Raw genomic sequence first — 22,562 nt, 5'->3', positions numbered from 1 at the left:
TGTCAGTGTTGAAGTGCACGGTTCGTCAGAACCAGGTTGCCGTAGGGATCGACCGTCGCGGAGAAACCAGGCAGAACACAGGTGGTCGCGTCGTCCTGGGCAACCACGGCAGGGCCTTCGAATGCCTGCCCCGCACACAGATCGGCTCGCCGGTAAAGCGGAACGCGGCGTGCGGCGGCGTCCAGCCAGACCTCGATCTCACGAACGGGAGCCGGCGCCCTGTTGCTTTCGGCTACCCGTTCGAGCGCAGGCTTCGGCGTGATCGAGGCAATCACGAGTCGCAACGCGACGATCTGGATCGGCGCATCGTCATCGCTGTGTCCGTAAAGACGACAGTGCTCGTTATGGAACGCGTCGCGGATCGAGTCGACGTTACCGCTTGCCAATGCCTCAACGGAAAGTGGCGTTTCGATTTCGAACGATTGACCGCGATAACGCATGTCGGCTGTCAGCGCGATCGTCGCCGTATCGCTGCGACCAATCTGGTCCACCATCCACGCACGCGCCTGCTCTTCCAGTTGCTGCCCGTCATGCGTTAGCAGCTTGAGTGTGGTGTCGTTCAGGTCGTAATACGTGGTCTTGACGAAGTCGTTCTTGATGTCCGCGATCAGCCCGCCGAGTGCGCTCAGTACGCCCGGCGTAACAGGTACCGTGACGTTGGGCATGTTGAGTGCGCGCGCCAGATAACACGCGAGCATCGGACCTGCGCCGCCGAACGGCAACAGCGTGAACGTGCGCGGATCGATGCCGAAACGCGACACGAGCCGACTCGTCCCCGCATACATGCTCGATGTGGACACGCGAATGATTGCCTCGGCCGTCTGCTCAATGCTCTTGCCCAGACGTTCGGCGAGTGTTGCGATTGCGTTACGCGCGGCGTCGCGGTCCAATGTAACCGAGTTGTAGCCGATATCCGACTGGCCGAGAATGCCCATCACCGCGAATGCGTCAGTGATGGTTGGCTTATCGCCACCGCGTCCATAGCAAACCGGTCCCGGATTCGAGCCTGCGCTGAGCGGCCCCACTTTTAGTACACCAAAATCATCGACCCAAGCAATAGAGCCGCCTCCGTCGCCAATCGACGATACCGACACGGACGGAATGTGAATCTGGAAATCCCCGATGTATTCGCCCGTCGCATACTGCGGCTTGCCGTCGACGATCAGCGCGACGTCTGCGGTCGTACCACCGATATCGAGGCTCATGCAGTTGCGGATGCCGCACTGTTCTGCGATATACGCCGCTCCGATCACACCCGATGCGGTGCCCGACAGGATCATCTGCACGCAATTGGACTTACCGTTTTCCGCACTCATCACGCCACCATTCGACTTGGTGACTTTCAGTTCCGCCGGCACGCCGACTTCCGCCAGCGCCAATTGCAGATGCGTCAGATAATTGGCGACCTTCGGCTGAACGTAGCCACTGATGATCGCCGTCGACGTCCGTTCGTATTCGCGGATGATCGGCCACACCTCGTGTGAGCACGACACAAAGATCTCCGGGCAATGCTTCTCGATCAGCGCCTTCACCTGCTTTTCGTGCTGCGGATTGCGGTAGGCGTGCAGCAACGAAATCACCACGCCCTCGCAGTCCGTCGTCTGGATGCCGGCCAGCGCGGCGAGCACGCTCGCTTCGTCGATTGCGACTTCTTCGCCGCCGTCGGCCGTGAGGCGGCCCTTCACTCCGAACACGCGGTCACGTGGAATCAGTGGCTCCGGCCGCCTCGACATCAGGTGATACATATCAGGAATCTTGAGGCGCGCGATTTCCAGCACGTCCTCGAATTTTTCTGTCGTAATCAACGCGAGGCGCAATCCCTTGCGCTGGACGACGGCATTCACCCCGACGGTGGTGCCGTGGGTGAAGTACACAACGTCTTTCGCTTCGATACCGTAACGCTCGATCAATCCCGCCATGCCGGCCAGTACTTCGCTGCCGGGGCTATCCGGACGCGAAAATACTTTCAGCGTGCGGATCTTGCGCGTGTCGTCGTCCAGCACGGCAAAATCGGTGAACGATCCGCCGATGTCGACTCCAATTCTCAGACTCATAACTGTAGTTCCTTTAATTCGATCAACGACCGATCTGCTTGTTCCACATTTCGACCCATTGCGGCGTTTTCTTCGACACAACGTCGAACGGCAGCCATAGCGAATCGCTGTCTTGCGCAATGCGGGGCTTCACCTTGTCCGAGTACTTGACGTTCTGGTTCGACGCGGAATACTGAAGCAGGTTGGCAAAGCAGCTCTGTCCGTCGGCGGAGGCCAGCGTATTCATGAACTGGAAGCCGAGTGGCGAGCCATTCTTGACCTTCTGCACCATCGTCGGAAACGCAACCGCGCCGGGCTTCGGATTCAGATAGCCGATGTCCGGATTGCCCGCATCGTGCTCGGCCCACGCGCGGCCGTCGAAGTACATTGCGATATCGATATCGCCAGACTTCAATGCGATCAGCGGCGAGTTCGGCTCACTGAAGAAGCTGACATTGCCGCTCGCCTTCATGCGCTGGATCTGGTCGAGCCCAGGTTGTACGTTGTCGAGGCCACCGCCGTACACAGTGCCGAACAGCGCGATCAAACCTTGCGCGGTCGCGACATACGCGATCCCCGGCACACCCGCATGCCATTTGCCCGCAACGGTGCCGTCCACGAACTCTTTCCATGTTTTAGGCGGATTCGGTACGGCCTTTTTGCTGTACATCAGGCCGAAATCGCCGAACGCGATCGGAAAGCCATAGCCTTTGCCATACGCGAGCATGTTTGGCTTGAGCTGCTTCAGATTTGGGATCTGCGCATCGCTGATCGGCTCGACAAGACCGCGCTCGCGTGCAATTTCACCGCTATCCACGAGTCCGATCATCACGTCGATTGGCGGGTGCGTGGGATTGGCGCCGATCTGGTTGATCCACTGCATCGGGCTGCCGAGAATCACGTCCACCGTCTTTCCAGTCTGTTTCTCGAATGGCTCAACGAAACATTTTCTATATGCCTGCTCCCAGGCGCCGCCGTAGGCAGTCACGGTCAGATCGGCGGCCCACACCGGCGATGCGGCGCCGAGCGCGGTCAACGAGAGCGAAATCGCCAATGCGGCAGTGCGCAAAGGATGAAGTAATTTCATTCGAACTCCGTGGAGATAGAGAAAAGGCTTTGGCGCTACTGCGTCGTTAATGCACGCAGCCCGTAGGTTTTTTCGACGATCACGAGCAGCACGATGGTGATCGCCATCTGAACCGTGCTGACCGCGGCAATTGCCGGATCGAACTGATTTTGCAAATACGACAACATCACGACAGGCAGCGTCGAGACGTTCGCCGTACCAAAGAAATACGACACGCCGAGATTGTCGAGCGACACGAGCACCGAGAACAACGCGCCGGCGAAGATGCCCGGCGCGATCAATGGTAGCGTCACGTGACGAAACGTCTGCCAGTTGTTCGCTCCAAGCACCGACGCTGCCTCACGATATGACGCTTGCGTATTCTTATAGGCCGCGAGCGTGGTTCGCATCACATACGGCACCGACACAACCGTATGCGCAATCAGCAACGCGGCAAACGACACGCCGATCCCGATGCTTGACAGGAAATACAGTAGCGAGAGGCCAATCACCAGCGCTGGAATCGCAATCGGGGCAAGCAGGAAAGTAGTCAGTGCAGTCGCGAGCCGCCCTCGACTGCGCCCCACACCAATTGCAGCAGGTACCGCAATCAGGATCGCAATCAACGACGCGGACAACGCGAGATACAGGCTTGTGAGCAGCGAGTCCACGAACGGCCGGTATTCCCATAAGCGGAGATACCAGCGAAACGAAATGCCGCTGACCGGCACCGAGAGCGTCTCATCGGGTGAAAACGATACGATTACCACCACGACGATCGGCGCGATCAATGCAACGAAGAACAACAGCGTAAACAGCGACAGCACGCCGGACCCGGCGCGTGCCACTAGCCTGTTTTGCAACCCGGCACCGTTCATTGCGGCTCTCCTTTACGTCCCGAGATGCGAAGCTGCACGTACAGACACACGAGCACGACGATCAGCAGCAGATTTCCCATTGCACTCGCAAAGCTCAGATCCTGCGTCAACGAGAACTGCTGGAAGATGAGAAGCGGCAACGTGACAACGCTCCCATCGCCGAGCAGGAGTTGTGTGACGAAGCTGCCGTTGGTCAGCATGAAAACGAGCACGCAACCGGTTGCGATACCTTCGGCGGCGAGCGGTAAAGTGACGAGAATGAATGTACGGATCGCGCCTGCGCCGAGAATCCGCGCGGATTCCTCGAGCCGCCGGTCGACACCCCGCAGCACAGGAATGATCGACAGCACCATGAACGGCACCATCACGTGCACGAGTCCGATATACACGCCGAGCGGACCTCCAAGCACTCTCAGCGGATGATCGGTCAAATGCAGCCACATCAGCGCTTCGTTAAACGGCCCGTGGCGCGCAAACAGCACGCGCCATCCAAAGGTGCGCATGATGATCGAAGTAAGCAACGGCGTGATGAGCATGAACAGCATCGGCATGGCGAGTCGCCCCGCACGCCGCACCATGAAATGCGCAACCGGATAGCCAATGACGAGGCAAAGCAGCGTCGCATAAAGACTGACCTTCAATGTCTCGACGATCACGCCGCGATAGTACGGGTCGGCAAAGAGCTTCTCGTAGTTCGCGAACGCCCCACCGGCGGATGCATCGAGATGCGCGGCGGGTCCGAGACTGCGTATTGCGTTGCCGATCAGCGGCAACGCAAAGAAGATCAACAGCAGCAGGACCGCGGGCGCGCATAACAGCGCAACGCGCGCGACAACCGGACGCTGCCGGGGGCGAAGGAGCGGCAGGCCCGTGGCGGCGTGTGGCGTAGACATCACTGAACTCCCTGGCCGGCAAGCGTCTCCGGACCGCCCGCGAGCGCATCGCCGTGCTTAGGTTGGGCGCAGGGTGCGTCGTCGGGTTCGAGTGCGACGGCATCATCCGCTGCGAACGAGACGGTCACTGCCTGCCCGCGAGCATGCCCGACGTGCGACGTCGAGAACGCCTGTTGATACGCATAGATGCGTTGACCGAGATCGGGCACGTCGATCTCGTATGAATGCAGTGAGCCGCGGAACACGTGCTGCAGAATCAGACCGCGAAATTGCAGGTGCCCGGGTTGTGGCGCGTCGATTGCAATTTTCTCGGGACGCACGGCGACCTCGATCGTATTAGGCAATTCGCCGGTGCAATGTTTCGGCAGCGGGAGCGTTAGCGTCGCAGCAGTCGCGTCAACGGCCGGACACGTCGTCAGCGTCATTGACTGATAACCGCGCGACACGACGCGGCATGCCAGCACATTCGCAGTACCGAGAAACTCGGCGACGAAACGGTTGCGCGGACGATCGTAGACTTCGCGCGGCGCGCCGCTTTGCAGGATCTTGCCGTGACTCATCACGACCACGCGGTCGCTCATCGTCATCGCTTCTTCCTGATCGTGCGTAACCATCACGCTGGTAATGCCGAGACTTTGCTGAAGACGCCGGATCTCGAACTGCATGCCTTCGCGCAGATTCTTGTCGAGCGCGCCTAACGGTTCGTCTAGCAGCAACACAGACGGGTCGTTGACGATGGCACGCGCGAGTGCCACGCGCTGCTGCTGCCCGCCTGAAAGCTGCGAGACATGCCGGTCGGCAAAAGCCGGCAAACGGATCAGATCGAGCATGCGGCGAATCGCGGCCTGAATATCCGCCTTTTTCATCCCCGCCATGCGCAGGCCAAAACCGATGTTGTCTCCTACCGTCATGTGTGGAAACAGGCTGTAGTTCTGGAACACCATGCCGAGCCCACGCTTGTTCGGCGGCAACGACGACACGTCCTGACCGCCGATCGACACCGTACCCGTATCGGGAAACTCGAAGCCGGCGATCAACCTCAACGTGGTTGTTTTGCCGCAACCCGACGGTCCAAGCAACGAGACGAGTTCTCCCGGTTCCACATTGAGCGACAGCGCGTCCAGCGCCGCGACGCCACCGTAGCGCTTGCTCACGGCGTCGAGCACCAGGCTTTTGGGAGGCGCCTTCGCATCTGGCGCCTGCGCGGTTGCGTAACTGGTGGGATTCATTGGGAGGCTCCAAAGGCCGATTCGGCCTCACTTTTCGCGTCGAATTGCTTCAATTCACTGCTGGCGAACGCGCGTCGATTCCGCGCCTTGCGCTATGAACCGGACCTTGATGACACAGCCTGAGTGGGCGTTACCCGCTGTGTGCGCGTAGACAGCGATCTGATTTCCTGATCGAGCGCATGCGTCAGGCGCTCGAGTTGTTGATCGAGGATCTCGGCGTCGTGACCCGCAAAGAAGGTGTCGAGAAAAATCCCCCTCATCGCGGACAGGAGAAACGGCAGCAGGACGTGCAACGCCTGCTTGGTTTGCGGCTTGAGCGCAGTATTGGCAGCAAGCACGTTGTTCATGCGCTCACGCGTGCACTTCCGATGTTCGATCAGCGCCCGATGCGATGCCTCTTCAGGCCGCAAGCCAAGGTTGATTTCCCAAACGGCCCAATACCGGCGGCTTCCATAGAGCGACCACAAGGAAGTGACTATCGAGCGCGCCGGGCCGTCGCCCTTCCGGTCCCGATCGTTCAAACCCCGGAAGAGCGCGAGCGCCTGCTCGGTCAACTCATCGAGCACCGCGATCAAAAGGCTCTCTTTCGTTGGAAAGTGGTGATGCAACGCACCAGTCGTGACGCCGGCATGTTGAGCAATCGCGGAAGTCGTCGCGCGTGCGAACCCGTGCTCGCTCAGCAGGGTGATCGCGGACTCGACCAACGCTGCGCGCGCCAGCGCTGTACGGTCAGCTTGACTGCGCCGTTTGACTTCATTGACCACTCGTCTTCTCCCAAAACAAGATACCGACTGATTGGTATGTAAATGCAGCCGATTTTCCTTGTCAATAGCTGGAAACACGAATCGGCCCGTTTGCCGAACACCTTGGGCAAGCAGATCACCGATCTCGTCACCCGCAATTCTGCGCCAGGAGAATTAGATTAAGCATCTGAAAAAATAAGGGGATGTGATGCGGATAGCTCATCAAGTTTCGGGCGCGCCGCCAGGCAACGCTGATGGGTTTTCGCGAAGGTCGGGCGATATTCCCCCTGCTCTTCGCAATTGGCGCGACGCTTACGCCCTGGGACAAATTGCTCGCCGCGATCGCTGTCGCCAATATGACAACCAGCATGGCTACGACATCACGCTCGTCGCGGCAGCACTATGTAATGAACAGGCTGGCAAAGGAAGGAATGACAATGACGTGCAACAACGCTCACATACGTCACTCGGAAATCGGCTTCGCACCCGATATCGCAAAAGCCTAACGCCCAGCCTCTGCCAGGCGCGCAACCCTGCGCACCTGACGCGGCAATACGATGTACATGCCCCACACAACGAAAAGCAGCACGCGAAGCACATCGGCGACACGATCGGAGAACGGAACGACTACGCTGGCAATCATCAGGCTGCCGGGCAAAGACCACATCAACGTGGTCAAGCCGAGCAACGTCGCGCGGCCGACATTAAACCGTCTGGGTCCAGGCAGTGCGTGCGAGGCAAGTCCGCTTCGTACCGCATACCCCACGAGCGGCAGGCTCAGCAGTGTGTAGATCAGAGCGGCCAGGATCATTGGCATCGCTCCGACTGCCAGAGCCAGCATGACCGAAACCCATCCCGCGCCGGGTTTGATCAGCCCCGCTGAAAGCTTCATGACAGGCGCCGCGGCCTTCCGATACAGAAACAGGAAAGCCACCACACCAATGACGGTGAGCAGAATGTTCACAAGCCACTGCCGCCAGGCGCAGGACCACCATACATACAGACGCAGCCGGAAGGGCATTCGTACCGCGAACCTGAAGACAGCCCAGCGGTCGCGAAGCGCAGCAATGCATATCAGCGCCAGCAGCAGCGCAACGGGAAGAACGAACGCGTAGGGATTCCACAAGAAAATTGCCGGATGATGCCCGGCCGCGATCGAGACCGAGGCAGGCGCCGGTGAGGACGGGGCAAAATTTTGCAAATGCTGCGCGATGTAGTCCGAAGGATTCATCGCGCCCGAAGGTCCATTCGCTGCCGTATCTACTGAGTAAGATCCTATCGCCATAAATGCTCAACAGAAACTCGCAAAAGGAGAAGTGCAGTCTAGGCGATAATTTTCTGTTTCGCGAGCACGCATGGCGAGGACGTTCCTCACGCGAGCGGCGCCTCCTGGTCGCCGATAGAACGCTCCGGGCTCTGATCACCGCGGTAGTGGCCGATATAGGGCAGCACAAACAGGCAGAGCCCCGTGAGCAGCAAAAGCGCGAGAGGCAACAGCGGCGCATAGGTAATCCAGGGCGGCGGATGGCCGCTTCCCTGGGCCATCGCGACGAAGTTGGCGATAACCGTCAACGTGAAGGCGATGGATACCCACCGATGAAACCGACGGATCCAGGCGCTGGTATTCATGTCGCGCTCTTCGCGGCCTGGATCATTTTCCAGCCGTTACCGGCGGGGTCGCGAAAACCGGCATCGACACTGCCGAAGCGGTCGATAGGTTCCTGGGTGAATTCCACGCCGCGATCTTTCATCTGGGCGTAACTGGCGCGACAGTCGCTCACGGAAAGGACCAGGGGCGGCATCGCCCCCTTGGCGACCATGGCGCGCAGGGTTTGCGCGGTGGCCTCGTCGTGGATGGGCGGGCCGGGCGTGAACAGGCCGAGCTGGAACGAGGGCTGATCCGGATGCTGGACTGTGAGCCAGCGGTAGGAACCGTTGCGCACATCCGTGTGGACGCGGAATCCGAGCTTGTCGACATAGAACGTCAGCGCTTCGTCCTGGTTATCGACGTACAGGCCCACCACATTGATACCTTCGTTCATGACACCTCCTTGGTTAATGGCCGGAATTTATCCTTGGCCACGCGGCGGCGCTTCTCCAAAACTGCGATGTTGAGATCCGGACGCTGTGCGGCCTTCAGGACACAGGCGGGCACGCGGTCGAGTTCAGGCATGTTGGACTGGGCTTCACGGCGCATCGCGCCGGGGCTCCGGCCGGTGATGTCGCGAAAGATGCGGCCGAAGGTGCCCAGGCTCTCCCAGCCGGTAGCAAAGGCAATGTCCGTGATGCTGAGTTCGGTATCGCGCAGCAGGGTGGTGGCTTGCTCGATGCGCCGCGTCAGCAGGTAGCGGTGCGGTGGAAGGCCGAAGGCCCGCTTGAAGGAGCGCGCGAAATGGGCTTCGGAGACGCCACTGACTTCGGCCAGGCGCTTGACCGGCCAGGCCTCGTGCGAGGCGGCGTCCATGCGGTCCCTGGCGCGCAGCAGGCGGCGCAGCAAGGCCGGATCCTGCAAGGCATCGTGGCTGACCGACGCTGGGGACGAGGCAAGCGGTTGGCCTTTACGGTCTTCGCGAGGGGGCATAAATTCCCGGGAGGCTGGCAATATGCGGGTAGTTTAGGCTCAACCCTGTTACCCGCATAGCCGCGCGCCGAGGCGCCAGGACTCGCTCGCCGACAGGCAAGTTCGGCGTTCGTCCTCCCTGATGAAGTCCTCAGGAAGGACGAAAAACTGCCCGTCTCTCCGCTACCTCAAGCCGTCGTCGACACCAGGCTCCCAACCGTTTGCATATGCGAGTGTCCCTTGAGATTATTCGCTAGCGTTTGCACAAACGACTGCAACGTCGTGCCCGAACCACTATCGCCGAGTGAGCTCAACAGCGCCTGAAAATCCGTCTGCAATGTCGACGTCTGCGAAGAAGACGAAGAAGACGAAGAAGCATCGCTACTCGTCGCCGAAGTAGTAGAAGCAGCACTCGAACTCGTCGTACTGCCGGAGCCGAGTTCCTGTGCGAGCGCATTCAGCGCCCCGCCAATATCCCCATAAGAAGAAGTCGCGATCGAATTCGTCGAACCGCTCGTGCTACTCGACGTAGACGTGGAGCCGTCGCTACTGCCCGATTGCTGAAGCGAGCCCAGAGTCTGGAACAACGCCCCAAGAAAGGCCTGCAGCGCGCCGGAAACCGAACTGGTCGACGACGCGTCGCTCGTCGAGGAGGTAGAGGAAGCTGCGGTGCTGGACGAGCTCGACGAAGCCGCCGTGCCCGACGTGCCCGTGGTCGACGACGTACTGCCGATCCCAAGCGCCGCCAACGCCGCCTCGAGTGCCGACAACAGCGGATTCGAGTCCGTCGAACTGGTCGATGAAGATGACGAGGACGACGCCGCCTCGCAACCACCGCCACTGCCACCCGAGCGGCGGGTGGCGCCGACCGACAGCAGGTCAGTGCCGGTCTGCGAACCGCTTACACTTTGTATGCTCATGATGCTTGATCTCCTTACGGGTTGAGCACTCAGCGTAAGCGATGACAACATTTCCAAATGCCTGGTAAGGAGTGACTTTCCCGCCCATCTCGGCCACCGGTAAGGCACGGAAAGTTTCCGCTCAAAAAATGGACTTGCAATCCACAATCTGGCGAGGCGCACTCAGGGAAATCCCCTGGATTTTGGCGCCCTTTCCCGCCCTTTCGCACCGGGGTGTCCTGATTCGACTGCAGGATGGCGTTTTCGCGCGCTATGCGGCGCCTTCCGTCGAGAGTGCCTGGTGTTACGCTGAAGAAAGCAGCCTTCGCGGCAGTGAGCCGCCGTCCAGCGGCAAAATCAGCAACCACGAGAACGTACCGCGAAGCGCGATTGCCGGCGACCGGCGAAACATCGCTGCGGGAGCGACTGCGATGCGAATCAGAATATATACAGTCTTGCTGTTATGGGTGTTTAGCAGTGCTGCTTTCGCATGGCAGCCGCTCATCTATCCAATCCGGAGTCAAAGCCCCTATCAGCGCAGCATCGACACCGCGATGTGCTACGCCACGGCCAACAAGCAGACCAAGATCAACATCGCGCACGAATCGCAGCTTCCGCCGCGCAAACCCGCAGCGAGCAAAACTTCGTCGACCGGTGTGCCATCGCGGCCACCCTTGCCCCCTAGCAGTTTCTCAGCGGCACCCGCGGGCGCAAGCATGCCCACAACCGCGGCCGCAGCCGTGCCTGCTGCAAGTACGCCTGGCGTGAGCACGGCAACAGCTCACGCAACGACCACTGCGGGCACGAAGACAGCCAGCTCGACCACGACAACAACGGCAATGGCGGCAAGCGCGACGACTGCACCCGCCACGCCGGCATCGGCAACACTCGCGGATAACGGCGCCTCGGAGACAGCATCGGCAGCAGGCGCGGCATCCGGCGTGAAGCTGCCGCCGCTGCCGGCACCCGAGCCGCCTATGACACAGTATTGGGCCGCATATGGCGCGTGCATGCAGGCGCGGGGTTACGTCGTCACACAGTAATCCTGCTTGCAAGCCTCGTTGCGGTGCCTTGTTCTTCCTGATTGTGGCGCCGGCATTCGACGCCCATTTGCGACATGGCAATGCTTAGCGACGCTAATTCCGATCAGCATGATTCCCCCCAATGCGAGCACTGCGGTGCGCCGCTAGCCGGTCGCTTTACGCCGTGCATCGAGTGCAAGGCGCGTCCGGTCGATTCGTTCGGCGCGCGCGCCACGTTGCCCTCCTCGTTGAACATGCCGCTCGGCGATGCCCCGCCGATGCTGGCAACCCGGCTGACAACGCCGCGAATCTGGCGCCCGTCCTCGCGAGATCTAACCGTTCCGTACTCCGTCATTCTTGAGTCGCAGGCCGCCGCTCCCGTCTCGCAGAGACTGCGTCAACCGATAGCGCTCGGCGTGTCGGTGCTGGTCGTGGCATCCGCTGTGTACCTGGGCTTCATACACAGCAACAACTCGGTCGACGGCGCTCCTATCGCGGTATCCGGCAAAGTGAAAACCCAGAACGTCGGGCCGCCGCTTGCCGTCGCTCAACGGTCCACGCCCGTGCCCGAGGCTCAAAGGCCGGCGAAGCTCGCGCCCGTACGATCTCCCCCTGTCGCGCCACCGGTTGCTACGCTACCGGCGCCACGACGGATGGCGATGGCAGCGAACGATGCGAAGCGCAACTCAGGTGGCCAGACCGACAATCCGCCCGACAGATCTCGCATGAATGCCTCGAAACAGATCAGAGCCGCCCGGGCCAATCTGCAGCAGAACAATCTGTCGGCGACGAAAGTACGGTTGGCGGCGGCCATCGCGGCACAGCCGGATAACCCCGACGCACTGCGCATGCGCGCAACCGTGGCCACACGTGAACAGCAGCGGGACGCTCTACTGAGCGTGGCACGAGGTTGCGGCTATATGGCACGATGGGCATGCGTCTGGCACAAGGCCAACGATGCGCTGCTGGTCGACTCGAGCAGCAAGGAAGCTCAACACCTGCTGTCGATCGCGACGCGCGAATCCGAGTTGGCGAGCGCGTGGCCACCGGCACCCGCGCCCGAGACGACGTCCGACGAACTTGGTCTCGCCATCAGCCACCATTGAACTCGACGCACCAGTGCAAGAGATGCTGCGAGGGTGAGCTAGCCGATCGAAACAGCCAGACGCCTGCCAATGACCTGATGGGCGATTGCCCGATAGCGGGCCGCGGTATCCCTGAGCGTCAGGCCGGCGAGCGAGCGTTGTGCCCGCGCCTGCCCTAAGGCAGTAACAACGGCATCCGCATAGCACGGTACATTGTCTGTATCGACCAGCTGCACGCCGGGAAATCCGCTAGCGAATGCAAACGGCGGAATCTTGCTCGCGACGATCGGGATGCCGGAGGCCAACGCTTCGAGAAACGCCACGCTATGCGCCTCGAAGCGCGAAGGCATGACGAACACGTTCGACTCCGACAACACGCTCGCCACATCGGTGCGCGGACCGGCCACCACCACGTGGTCCGCAAGCCCCAATTCCCTCACCAGCTCAATGACCGCGCGTTGGTAATCGGGATCCTCGATCACGCCGTAGAGCACGAGGCGCGCGTCCGCCACCCGCTCGAGCACTTCGCCGAAAGCGCGCACAGTCAGAAGCTGATTCTTTACCGACGTATACCGTCCGATCTGCACGACCTGTGGCGCATGGCCGCTATCCGCCGCACCGTCGGTAAACGCGAAACGTCCTAGGTCGACACCGTTCGGCACCACGGTCATCGCAGGATGCGGCCCGACGGCCTGCACGTAGTCGGTCACGCCTTGCTGCGACACGCCGATCACCATCCGGGCGCGTGCCGACAGGATGCGCTCGACGCGCCGGAACAACGGCCGCTCGAAATCGTTAGTCGCCGAATGCATGATGTAGACGACCGGCACACGCAGCGGCAACGCGCGTGCATAAAACGAAGGAATCGTGGCGTGCGCGAAAATCACATCCGGACGAAAACGCTGTACTACAAGGAACAGGTTCCATAATTTGCCGGCAAGGCGGTGGCGCCGCGACGGAAACCGGCACTGCACGCCGTGTTTCTGCAAATCGTCGTGCAGGGGCATGAACTCGGCATGCACGGGCAACAGCGAGGCCACACAAACCGCCATGCCCTCGGCGCTTTGATCGATAGCGAGATCCCTGGCGAGGATTTCGGCGCCCGACAAACGCGGCGCCAGAACCAGATGTAAAACGCGAATCATGATGTCCTTACGGTCAGCGTCCTGAACAGCATCCACGCAGCGGCACAACCAAGGCCAAGGGTCATGGACCAGGCAATACCCGTCACGCCCCACCAGTGAACAGCAGGAGGCGCGCTGACCAGCAGCACGACGACCTGAATCAGCGACGCATGCACGGTCGCCTTCGCATCGCCCACCGCGCGCAGATAAGCAACCAGCACGGCAATCAACGCACCGATCGCCATGTTGATCACCAGAATTCTGAAGAGCGGTACCGCAGGCAACCAGGCCGCGCCGAGAATCAGCGAGAAGAGCGGCTCGGCGATCAGTCTCAGCATCTCGACGAACGCCGCCAGCCCGATCGCGATCACGAGAAGATAGATCTTGATGAGTCGTGAGGCCGCCTGTGGACTGCGCCGATGGCGCGCCGCGAAGGTGGGAAAGAGATATTGCGACATGGCGATCGCGGCATCGGCGAGCAGCATCTGCGCGAGCCGCGACGACATCTGATACCCGCCCAGTTGCGCCGGGCCGAGCAGCTTGCCGACCACGACCTTGTCGAACTGGTTGAGCAGCAGATTGATCACGCTGCTCGCCCAGATCCAGCGGCTGAAGCCGACGTAGTGACCGATGCCCGACCACACCGCGCGGATCGGCGGGCGTGGGTTCATCGTCGCCCAGGTCAGGGTGCTTTTCAGGCTTTCACCCGCCACGAGACCGATCAGCACCGAGGCCGCACCGGCGCCGAAATAGGCCAGCCCCAGCCCGACCGAACAATCGACAAACGCCGCCGCGATCTCAACGCCGGCAATATGCTGGAAGCGCCGCTCGCGCTGCACGAGGTAGTACGTTGGCGATGCCAGCCCACGCAGGAGCGGCAGCAGCGCGGCAAGCTGAATCAGCACCAGTGACCCGTTCAGATGAAACTGGCTGCTCAGCAATGGCGCAAGCGCGACCAGCAGCAGTGAGATGAGCACGCCGCGCGCAGTCAGCGTTGTCCACACCGCGCCGAGTTGCGAACGTGTCGGCGGATGTTCGCCCTGAATCACCGCTTGTGCGAGACCCGTGTCCGATAGCGCCTCGGCAATCGCCACCGCGAGCAAGGCCACGCTCACGCTGCCGATCGCGGCCGGCCCGAGCATCCGGCCAATCGCCAGAAACTTGATTGCTACGAGTCCGCGCACGGCGAACTGCTGCAACAGCACCCACGTTGCCGCGCTCGCGCCGAAACTGGTCGCCATTGAGAGCGCCGGAAGCCTGATCGCCCGCAAGCTGTATCTCCGTCGAATCGGAACGCCGTTGAATCGGCCGCACACAGCGATTCAGTGCATCGCTGCGAAACGCCGCCGGCGCATAAATGGTGAGGTCGCACCAGCGAACTGGCGAGCTTTTTAATCGAACGCTATATACGACCTTACCGCGACAGGATCGGCAACAACCGCCATCAGCTAGGTCAGTTCAGCCGAAGCCATTACACGCTAGTACGTTTACCCACAGAACGGGTCAAATAGAAGGGTCCCCTCACTTCGCCGATGCTAACGTTGTTCAGTTAGCGCTCCAGACAGCCGGCGCGAGGTTGCTTTTCCACAACGCATTCGACCACCGAGGACCACTGAAAATCGATGGAACAAGACTACGTTCTGATCGTGGAACCCAACCTCACCGGCCATCGCTGGCGCTATGTGGAATGGACCATGCAGGCCTGCACGGAAGCAGGTTATCCGTGCATCCTCGCGACGGAATCCGCCAACGAAGACCATCGGCTCGCCAGACAGATCGTCGCCGCGAACCGCGCGGACCTGCAGATCGCATTCGTCGATCCCGAGGAGCGGCCAGGCGGCTTGCTGCGTCAATCGAATCAGTACTCGCGCTTTCATCGCTATTTCAAACGCGTGTGCCGGATCGTGGGCCGCGCGCAGCCGATCAGACTGGTGGTCGTGCCCTACGTCGATTACTTCCTGTACGCCTTGCCGTTTCTCGGCTCGCCGTTCGGCAAAACACCGTGGATCGGCATCACGATGCGCTCGACTTTCCATCACCACAAGGTCGGCATCAAGTCGCCCGATCGACCGATCGTGAATGCGGTCAAGGCACTGCTTTTCAAGCGCGCGATCCGGACCGCCGGACTGCGCACACTCCTGACGATCGACCCCACCTTGCCGGAGTGGGCGGCACGCAGCGCCACGAAGACCAGCGCGGCGATCGCCTATGTGGCGGACCCGTTTCCCGACGAGCGCGCGGAAAACCCGGTACAGGCCCGCGAACGGCTCGGACTGGATCCCACCCAGCGTTATCTGCTGGTGTACGGCGCGATCACGGAACGCAAGGGAATCTACGAACTGGTCCACGCATTGACCCGCCTGGAGCATGCACCCACGCTCATCGTCGCGGGCGAGCAGGACGCGGGCACGCGCCATTTCATGCGCAATCATGTGCGCAGCCTGACGCCCGCGCCGCTGGTACTCGATTCGTTCATTGCAAACGACGTCGAGCGCGATCTGTTCTCGGCCTGCGACGCAGTCTGGCTAGGCTACAAAGGACATTACGGAATGAGCGGCGTGCTCGTGCAGGCCTACCGTTTCGGCAAACCCGTGATTGCAACGGAAGACGGATTGATCGGCTGGTTCAGCCGGCGCTGCGAACTGGGGCCGATCCTGAGCGACCTCAGCTCCGCCTCGATCGGCAAAGCGATCAACGAAACAATGACCTCCTGGCCGCATGCGCCGCAAGCCACCCCGTCGACACGCGAAGATCTGCTCTCACGGCATACGCTCGGGCAATTCAAGCAGACCTTGCTGCAGCAGATGGCCTGATCCGGCACGTCGCCGGAAGATCAGGATAACTGGCCACCTGCAACAGGCACCTTCGGTACTTCGGGTACCTCAGGTACTTCAGATGCCTCGGGTACTTCCGGCACTTCCTCGCGCACCGCACTGTTGCGCCTGGCCGGGAACAGCGCGTTGCGCATCAGCAGGAACGGATACTCGATCGCGCGCGTGGTCGCATAGCCGATCGCAATCGCGAAAGCGAACTGCGCGGTGAGCGCCACCACCCAGATTACGCTCGGCGCAAGACCCATCGCAGTTGCTTTACGGATCAGCATGTCGCCAGGGGCAAGCGCAAGCGAGTGCCACAGGTAAATGCCGTACGAATAGAGACCGATCCAGGCAATGCCGCGATACACCCACGACGAACGCAGCGATCCCGAATACTCCAGCACGAACACAATCAGCGCGGCAAAACCGAGCGCCTGAATCGTATAACCAATGCTTTCGTCGAGCGCGAAGTTTTTCGTCGCAAAAGCGAGCCATGCGCACAACACCACGATGCTGGCGATCAGCAGCCATTTACGCTTCGCAAGCTGTTGATAGACGCCCGGTTTCATCCAGTAGATCGCGGACAGAATCACACCAACCAGCAAGCTGTCGATGCGATATTGCGTGTATGCGAAAGCGCCTTCCAGGTCGCCGCCCGCCACCGCGAAACAGCGCGCGGTGAGCACCACCGCACAGACAGCGGTCAGCACGCTGACGATCGTCCAGGCACTGAGGCGCCAGCGCGCGAATAGCAACAACAGCGCCGGCAGGACGAGATAAAAGTGTTCTTCGACCGCGAGGCTCCAGGTCTGGGTAATCGAGGTACCCAGATAGTTCTGCAGGTGGGTCAGGTTCTGGATCAGAAACGTATTCCACGGATGCCGTCCGGCCAGCACATGGAATGCGATCAGCACGTAATACGCGGGCCAGATGCGGAAAATCCGCCGGACGATAAAACGTTTTGCATCGACGTTACCCGTTTCGGCGTACTGTCGAAGCAACAGGCCGCCAACCAGAAAACCGCTGAGCGTAAAGAACAGATTGACGCCTTCGCGCCCGAAACTCTTCAGCGGATACTCGATGATGTGGATCAGAAAGTTGTCGGTATGAACGGCATGAAAGTGAAAGCCCATCACCATGATAATGGCGATGCCGCGCACGAAATCCAGTTCGATGGCCCGGCCGGCTGTTACGGATCTCGCCCCGCCGAATAATTTCATATTGTTCTCCCCTGGCGCCATTCACGGGCGCACGTCCCTTTTTGCATCTTCGGTGGCGACACGCGTGCGTGCGCGCCAACATCAAGACATTGGCCGACAACATGAGCCAGTGTGCGCGCGTCTTGCAGGGGGCGCCCTAGCCACGGTCGCCAGAACCCAGGCAATGGGCGACGAAACCAGCCACGCGCGAGGGCCAGGCGAGGATATTCCCGCACAATGACCCGATGCGAGACCGTCCGCTACAGACCGACGGCGGATCGACAGCACGGGGAGGAATCAGCAATGCGCCATCAGTACGCGACGCTCTGGATATGGTTTTTTCTGTTACCGCTTGCGCTGGACTATAAAGCGACCAACGCCAACGTAGGCCACTTCGCGCAGTCCGGACTGGTGATCCCGGTCATCGCCGCCGGACTCGCCCTCGTGCTGATTGCACCGCGCTTTCGCGACCACTCCCGGTTGCGCGCGACCGTCACCTTCAGCGTGCTGCTGTGCGTGCTCGGCAGCATCGTCGCCCAGTTCGTTCAGGACAACGACACCGGCAATTATCTGCGCGTTCTACTCCCCTTCGTGCTGTTTGCACTGGGCTACCTCGTAGCCTGCCGCCCGTGGAGCGAATACAGAATTTCGCAGTTCGAGAAAGCACTGTTTTTCGCCAACGTAGTCAGTCTCGTGTTTACCTTCCTCTACGGCATGGCGACGGGGGGCGATCTCGAAGACGTCCGCTACCGCATCATCTCCGTGACGTTGCTCGGGCTGCAAGGCGTGCTGCTGCATGAATTCATCGTTGCCAAACGCTTTTCTTTTTTCACCGTCGCTGTGTTCGCCGGCAGCGTGATCGTCGAGTTGCTGAGCGTCACACGTAGTTTGCTGGTCGGCACCGTCTTGCTCTTCCTGATTGCCATGGCGCTGTCCGCACCGTCGATCCAGCAGATCTGGCGCGCGGGCGCGCGCACGCTGATCGTGGGCGCGGTGCTGGCCGGCGTGGCCGGCATCGCGGCGCTGAGCTTTCCGACCGTTGCGGAGCACTGGACGCAGCGCATTTTCGCGTCGGAGGAAACCGTCACCGGCAAGGACCCGACCACTATCACCCGTCTCGCCGAGATGCGCGATCAGTATGACCAGGTGACGGCGTCGCCGGAAACGCTGCTGTTCGGCGCAGGCTACGGGCACTACTATCGCTATTCTCCGGTCTACCTGCCGGACCTCGCCGGCCAGATCAGCGAGAAAGACTTCTACGCAATCAATGAATGGGCCGCGGGTCACAACTTCTGGGTCTATCAGCTCTTCGCGGGCGGGCTGTTGTTCGGCATCGCCATGCCTTTTGCTACTCTGACTGCGCTAGCGATCTGCTTCTTCTCGTATCGCTATTGGCGCTCGGTGGTGCCCGACGCGCCCATGCTGCCGGTGCTAGGCCGCGCCATCATGCTGTTTGCCGCATTGCCGGCCACATCGATCGGCGGCAATCCGCTCGGGCCGCGTTTCTCAGGGTTGATATTCGGCATCGCTCTCGGCTTGATGATCGCCACGCACGCGCGATTACAGCGTGCACTGCCGGCGCGGGTGAAACGCGCGCCCACTCCACCACCGCATTTGCGCCCGGCGGCCATGCCTGAATTGCCACGCAGAATCCGGCCCGGAATGGGCCGCGCCGATCTCGCGACGACCCTCGGCATATCACGTACGGCAACTGCGACGCACGGCTCCAGCCATTTCGGCGCACTCGTGTCGCGCACCTCGTCGACGCGACGCGCCAATCGATCGAATATCGTCCGATGAAAATTCTCCATCTGCTTGCCAGCATCGATCCGCGCGCCGGCGGCCCGGTCGAAGGCGTTCGCCGCAGCGGCATCGCAATGCAGGACGCCGGGCATGGAATCGAAGTGGCTACCTGCGATGCCCCCGGCGACGCCTACCTCGCCGCCTTCCCGTTTCCGGTTCATCCGTTCGGCCCCGTTAGCAGCCGCTACAGCTACAGCGCGCAACTCGCGCCGTGGCTCGCCGCCAACGCGAACCGGTTCGACGCCGTCATCGTGCACGGCTTGTGGCAATACCACGGCTTCGCGGCATGGAAAGCGCTGCGCCAGAGCAACGTGCCCTACTACGTGTACGCGCACGGCATGCTCGACCCGTGGTTCAAACAGGCGTACCCGCTCAAGCATCTGAAGAAGTGGCTGTACTGGCCGTGGGCCGAATACCGGGTGTTGCGCGACGCCCGCGCCGTCATCTTTACGACCGAAGAAGAGCGCACGCGCGCCCGTCAATCGTTCTGGCTATACCGGGCGCATGAGCGGATCGTCCCGTACGGTACGACCGTGCCGCCGCTCGAAGCCGAGCCTCTGCGCGAAGCGTTCCTGCAAGCCGTGCCTGGTTTGCGCGGCAAACGTATCGTGCTGTTTCTCGGCCGCGTGCATGCGAAGAAAGGCTGCGATCTGCTGATCGATGCGTTCGCGCGCGTCGCGAGCCGCGATCCGTCGCTGCATCTCATGATCGCCGGTCCCGACGAGACCGGCTGGGTGGCCAGTCTGCGCACCCAGGCCCAGGCGGCCGGCATCGCGCATCGTCTCAGCCTGCCGGGCATGCTGCAGGGCGATCTCAAGTGGGGCGCGTTTCATGCCAGCGACGTGTTCGTCCTGCCCTCGCATCAGGAAAATTTCGGCGTGGCGGTTGCCGAGGCGCTCGGCTGCGGACTCCCCGCGCTGATCTCCGACAAGGTCAACGTATGGCGCGAGATCGAAGCCGACGGAGCGGGGATGGTTGCCGCCGATACGGTCGACGGTACGGAAAAGAATCTGGTGCGCTGGCTGGAACTCGACGATACCGCTCGCGCGGCCATGCGCGCCCAGGCAGTCCGTACGTTTGAAGCACGCTTCCGGATTGAAACCATGGTCAGCGCGTTGACCGCGCTGCTGGAAACGAAGGGCAACACCGGCGAGACGCGTGAAAACACGCCCGCCACGCTGCGCGAAGCCACTCAATCGAGCCGGTGACCGCGCGCCGCCTCGCGCGCGTTGTCACCGGCCGTTCTTCACTGCTCCTTCATCAACGACGTCAAGGTCGCGGCTGCGATCGGCAGGGTTTCGACCTGAGGCTGCTGCGGCTGCATCGATATCAGCGAACTATTGGCGGCCTCGCCTCGCAGCTTGCCGACGATATCCGGAACGTCGAGTTGCCGCACCAGATGACCGGCAAGGCGTAGCGCAAGCGCGGCGATCGTGATGGTCGGGAAATTGGCGCCGACAGTCGGAAACACCGAACTGCCCGCCACATAAAGATTGCTGATGCCATGCACCTTGCAATCGCGATCCACCACACCTTCACGTGGCGAATCGTGCATGCGCGTGGTGCCCATGTGGTGCCACGTGCCCTCCAGTTTCGCCGGCCAGCGCCGGCCTTCGAGCGGCGCATCGAGTTCGACGTCAGCGATACCGGCCATCTGCAACTCCTGCGCGAGCAACGCGAAGGTTTTGTCGAAGGTGCGCTGCACCTGTTCGCCCAGACGCCACTCCACCTTCACGCGCGGCATGCCGAACCGGTCGCGTTTATCCGCCGACAACGTCACCCGGCTATCGGGATCGGGCACCGCTTCGACGATCGCCTGCAAGGTCACGTCGGTAATCAGCGCGGGCCATTGCAGGAGCCGCGTCAAACCGTAACCCACGGTATGCAGTGGATGCGCGATCATCGTCGCGAGATCGGTTTTCAGGCTGCGGCCCGGCTGGTCTTTCTGCAGCAGCGCTTCCTTGCAGTGAATCAGCGCCTCGGACCCCGCGGTGCCTTCACCGTACCAGCGCGAATAGAGCCACACACGCGAATTCAGCAGCTTCTCGCGCTCCATCAACTCCTGCTTCGGTGCGAACTGTGAGGATATCTTCGTGCCGTGCGCCGACACCGCGGCATTCTGATAGTGATACTTGATGTCATACAGTTTATTGCGCGCGTTGCCCGGACGAAAACGCACTTTGCCGGACATCATCCGCGGATGATCCATGAAGTAACGGCCCACCAGATCGTTGGCATTACCAAGGCCCGCTGCGTGCACATTGTTCGAAGCAAGCAGGAGGCGCGCATTCTCGATGCCGCCCGTGGCCAGCACGAAAATCCTGGCCGTCACCGTCATCTTGCGTCCGCTGATGGTCGCCACCTGAAGCCGTGAAATGGACGTGCCTTGCGCATCGGCGTCGATATTCTGGACATTCGCATACAGAAACACGCGCACCCGCGCCGAGCGCGACAGCTCGTCGCGATACGCCTTGCCGAAGCGCACAGGCGGGCTGAACTGCGCGACCGTATCGCGCATATCGCCGGTCGCAAGCGGGATGCGTCGTACGTCATGGCGGCCGATCTCGCGTTCCCAGTAGGCAGGATCGAAATTCTGCGGACCGAGTTTCAGCAGTTCATGCGTACGCGCGTAGTACGGCGCCAGTTCTTCGAGGCCGAACGGCCAGCCGCTGTGCGGGATCCAGTCACGCTTCTCGAAGTCCCACGGATCGAGCGGCCGGCACCAGCCGCCCCAGCAGTTGCTGCTGCCGCCAAAGTAGCGGCTGCGCGAGCCGTCCGCGAACGAATAGGGAAGCCCGACGTTCTCGCCGCGATAGAGATCGCGGGTTTCGTCATCGGGCCCAAAGCCCCCGCTTTCGAGCATGCAGGTGTCGACGCCCGCCCTCGACATCTCCAGCGCAAGCGTAATCCCGGCGACCCCGCCGCCGATGATGCAGACCGTCGTTTCAATGACCGTGTTGTGTTCAACATTGCGAGTATCGATGAACATCCCGACTCCCCATCTTCTTCATGCATCTCTGAGTGCGTCAATCCGGCTACTCATCCAACCGGGGCTGGCAAGCAAACCACGCACGCGCCGTTACCGGACACCTCACAGGCATCACCGCGAATGCCGACCAAGGGAATCGATCGACAATCCCATTGCGGCCGCCGACATTCCGGCTTGTCAACGACTTGGCCTCCTCAGCGTATAAACGCTGCGGTCTTCTCTC

20 protein-coding genes are annotated in these 22,562 nt (G+C 61.2%); 5 read left to right on the top strand and 15 right to left on the bottom strand.

Features of this window, described 5'->3' with window-relative positions:
- Positions 1–2: 2 nt before the first annotated feature.
- The 11 genes from ACOSV0_RS03300 to ACOSV0_RS03250 form a co-directional block, all read right to left on the bottom strand.
- Complete coding sequence (locus ACOSV0_RS03300) at positions 3–2,054, bottom strand: hydantoinase/oxoprolinase family protein (protein WP_434108706.1); 2,052 nt, start codon at positions 2,052–2,054, stop codon at positions 3–5.
- A gap of 22 nt (positions 2,055–2,076) precedes the next feature.
- Positions 2,077–3,120 carry an extracellular solute-binding protein gene (locus ACOSV0_RS03295; protein WP_434108704.1) on the bottom strand — a complete coding sequence of 348 codons (1,044 nt, stop codon included), beginning with the start codon at positions 3,118–3,120 and terminating at the stop codon, positions 2,077–2,079.
- 35 nt (positions 3,121–3,155) lie between these two features.
- Entirely contained in the window at positions 3,156–3,977 is an 822-nt protein-coding gene (locus ACOSV0_RS03290; RefSeq protein WP_434108703.1) for an ABC transporter permease, read from the bottom strand.
- On the bottom strand, positions 3,974–4,870 hold the full coding sequence (locus ACOSV0_RS03285; protein ID WP_434108702.1) for an ABC transporter permease: 897 nt from the start codon (positions 4,868–4,870) through the stop codon (positions 3,974–3,976). The genes ACOSV0_RS03290 and ACOSV0_RS03285 overlap by 4 nt, the downstream gene beginning before the upstream one ends.
- On the bottom strand, positions 4,870–6,099 hold the full coding sequence (locus ACOSV0_RS03280) for an ABC transporter ATP-binding protein (protein ID WP_434108701.1): 1,230 nt from the start codon (positions 6,097–6,099) through the stop codon (positions 4,870–4,872). The genes ACOSV0_RS03285 and ACOSV0_RS03280 overlap by 1 nt, the downstream gene beginning before the upstream one ends.
- A 92-nt stretch (positions 6,100–6,191) precedes the next feature.
- Complete coding sequence (locus ACOSV0_RS03275) at positions 6,192–6,863, bottom strand: TetR/AcrR family transcriptional regulator (RefSeq protein WP_434108700.1); 672 nt, start codon at positions 6,861–6,863, stop codon at positions 6,192–6,194.
- A 481-nt stretch (positions 6,864–7,344) separates the two neighbouring features.
- Positions 7,345–8,073, bottom strand: a complete 729-nt coding sequence (locus tag ACOSV0_RS03270; RefSeq protein WP_434108699.1) for a hypothetical protein — start codon at positions 8,071–8,073, stop codon at positions 7,345–7,347.
- A gap of 140 nt (positions 8,074–8,213) precedes the next feature.
- On the bottom strand, positions 8,214–8,471 hold the full coding sequence (locus ACOSV0_RS03265) for a hypothetical protein (protein WP_434108697.1): 258 nt from the start codon (positions 8,469–8,471) through the stop codon (positions 8,214–8,216).
- Positions 8,468–8,884, bottom strand: coding sequence for a VOC family protein (locus ACOSV0_RS03260; protein WP_434108696.1), 417 nt, complete (start codon positions 8,882–8,884; stop codon positions 8,468–8,470). The genes ACOSV0_RS03265 and ACOSV0_RS03260 overlap by 4 nt, the downstream gene beginning before the upstream one ends.
- On the bottom strand, positions 8,881–9,423 hold the full coding sequence (locus tag ACOSV0_RS03255; protein WP_434108695.1) for a helix-turn-helix domain-containing protein: 543 nt from the start codon (positions 9,421–9,423) through the stop codon (positions 8,881–8,883). The genes ACOSV0_RS03260 and ACOSV0_RS03255 overlap by 4 nt, the downstream gene beginning before the upstream one ends.
- Positions 9,424–9,590: 167 nt before the next feature.
- Complete coding sequence (locus ACOSV0_RS03250) at positions 9,591–10,322, bottom strand: hypothetical protein (protein ID WP_434108694.1); 732 nt, start codon at positions 10,320–10,322, stop codon at positions 9,591–9,593.
- A 410-nt stretch (positions 10,323–10,732) separates the two neighbouring features.
- Between ACOSV0_RS03250 and ACOSV0_RS03245 the strand changes: the two genes are divergently transcribed.
- Both ACOSV0_RS03245 and ACOSV0_RS03240 read left to right on the top strand, forming a co-directional pair.
- Positions 10,733–11,344 (top strand): hypothetical protein, encoded by a 612-nt coding sequence (locus ACOSV0_RS03245; RefSeq protein WP_434108692.1) that lies wholly within the window; start codon positions 10,733–10,735, stop codon positions 11,342–11,344.
- Positions 11,345–11,424: 80 nt separating this feature from the next.
- Positions 11,425–12,429 (top strand): hypothetical protein, encoded by a 1,005-nt coding sequence (locus ACOSV0_RS03240; RefSeq protein WP_434108690.1) that lies wholly within the window; start codon positions 11,425–11,427, stop codon positions 12,427–12,429.
- 38 nt (positions 12,430–12,467) lie between these two features.
- On the opposite strand, the gene ACOSV0_RS03235 is transcribed toward ACOSV0_RS03240, so the two are convergent.
- On the bottom strand, positions 12,468–13,553 hold the full coding sequence (locus tag ACOSV0_RS03235; RefSeq protein ID WP_434108689.1) for a glycosyltransferase family 4 protein: 1,086 nt from the start codon (positions 13,551–13,553) through the stop codon (positions 12,468–12,470).
- Positions 13,550–14,803, bottom strand: a complete 1,254-nt coding sequence (locus tag ACOSV0_RS03230) for an oligosaccharide flippase family protein (protein WP_434108687.1) — start codon at positions 14,801–14,803, stop codon at positions 13,550–13,552. Before ACOSV0_RS03230 ends, ACOSV0_RS03235 begins: the two co-directional genes overlap by 4 nt.
- Before the next feature lie 351 nt (positions 14,804–15,154).
- On the opposite strand from ACOSV0_RS03230, the gene ACOSV0_RS03225 reads away from it, so the two are divergent.
- Positions 15,155–16,345, top strand: coding sequence for a glycosyltransferase (locus ACOSV0_RS03225; protein WP_434108686.1), 1,191 nt, complete (start codon positions 15,155–15,157; stop codon positions 16,343–16,345).
- 20 nt (positions 16,346–16,365) lie between these two features.
- Here ACOSV0_RS03225 and ACOSV0_RS03220 read toward each other — a convergent pair whose 3' ends face one another.
- A complete protein-coding gene (locus tag ACOSV0_RS03220; RefSeq protein ID WP_434108684.1) occupies positions 16,366–17,568 on the bottom strand; it encodes an acyltransferase family protein in 1,203 nt (400 codons plus the stop codon).
- A gap of 282 nt (positions 17,569–17,850) precedes the next feature.
- Here ACOSV0_RS03220 and ACOSV0_RS03215 point away from each other — a divergent pair, with 282 nt between their 5' ends.
- Together ACOSV0_RS03215 and ACOSV0_RS03210 are read left to right on the top strand one after the other, a co-directional pair.
- On the top strand, positions 17,851–19,347 hold the full coding sequence (locus ACOSV0_RS03215) for a hypothetical protein (RefSeq protein WP_434108683.1): 1,497 nt from the start codon (positions 17,851–17,853) through the stop codon (positions 19,345–19,347).
- A complete protein-coding gene (locus ACOSV0_RS03210; RefSeq protein WP_434108681.1) occupies positions 19,344–20,558 on the top strand; it encodes a glycosyltransferase in 1,215 nt (404 codons plus the stop codon). The genes ACOSV0_RS03215 and ACOSV0_RS03210 overlap by 4 nt, the downstream gene beginning before the upstream one ends.
- A gap of 38 nt (positions 20,559–20,596) precedes the next feature.
- Here ACOSV0_RS03210 and ACOSV0_RS03205 read toward each other — a convergent pair whose 3' ends face one another.
- Positions 20,597–22,339, bottom strand: coding sequence for an FAD-dependent oxidoreductase (locus tag ACOSV0_RS03205; protein ID WP_434108680.1), 1,743 nt, complete (start codon positions 22,337–22,339; stop codon positions 20,597–20,599).
- Positions 22,340–22,562 lie beyond the last annotated feature (223 nt).

Origin of the sequence: Paraburkholderia caffeinilytica, assembly GCF_051027425.1 — a bacterium.
GTDB lineage: Bacteria > Pseudomonadota > Gammaproteobacteria > Burkholderiales > Burkholderiaceae > Paraburkholderia > Paraburkholderia caffeinilytica_A.
This window is presented reverse-complemented; position numbering and strand designations above follow the sequence as displayed.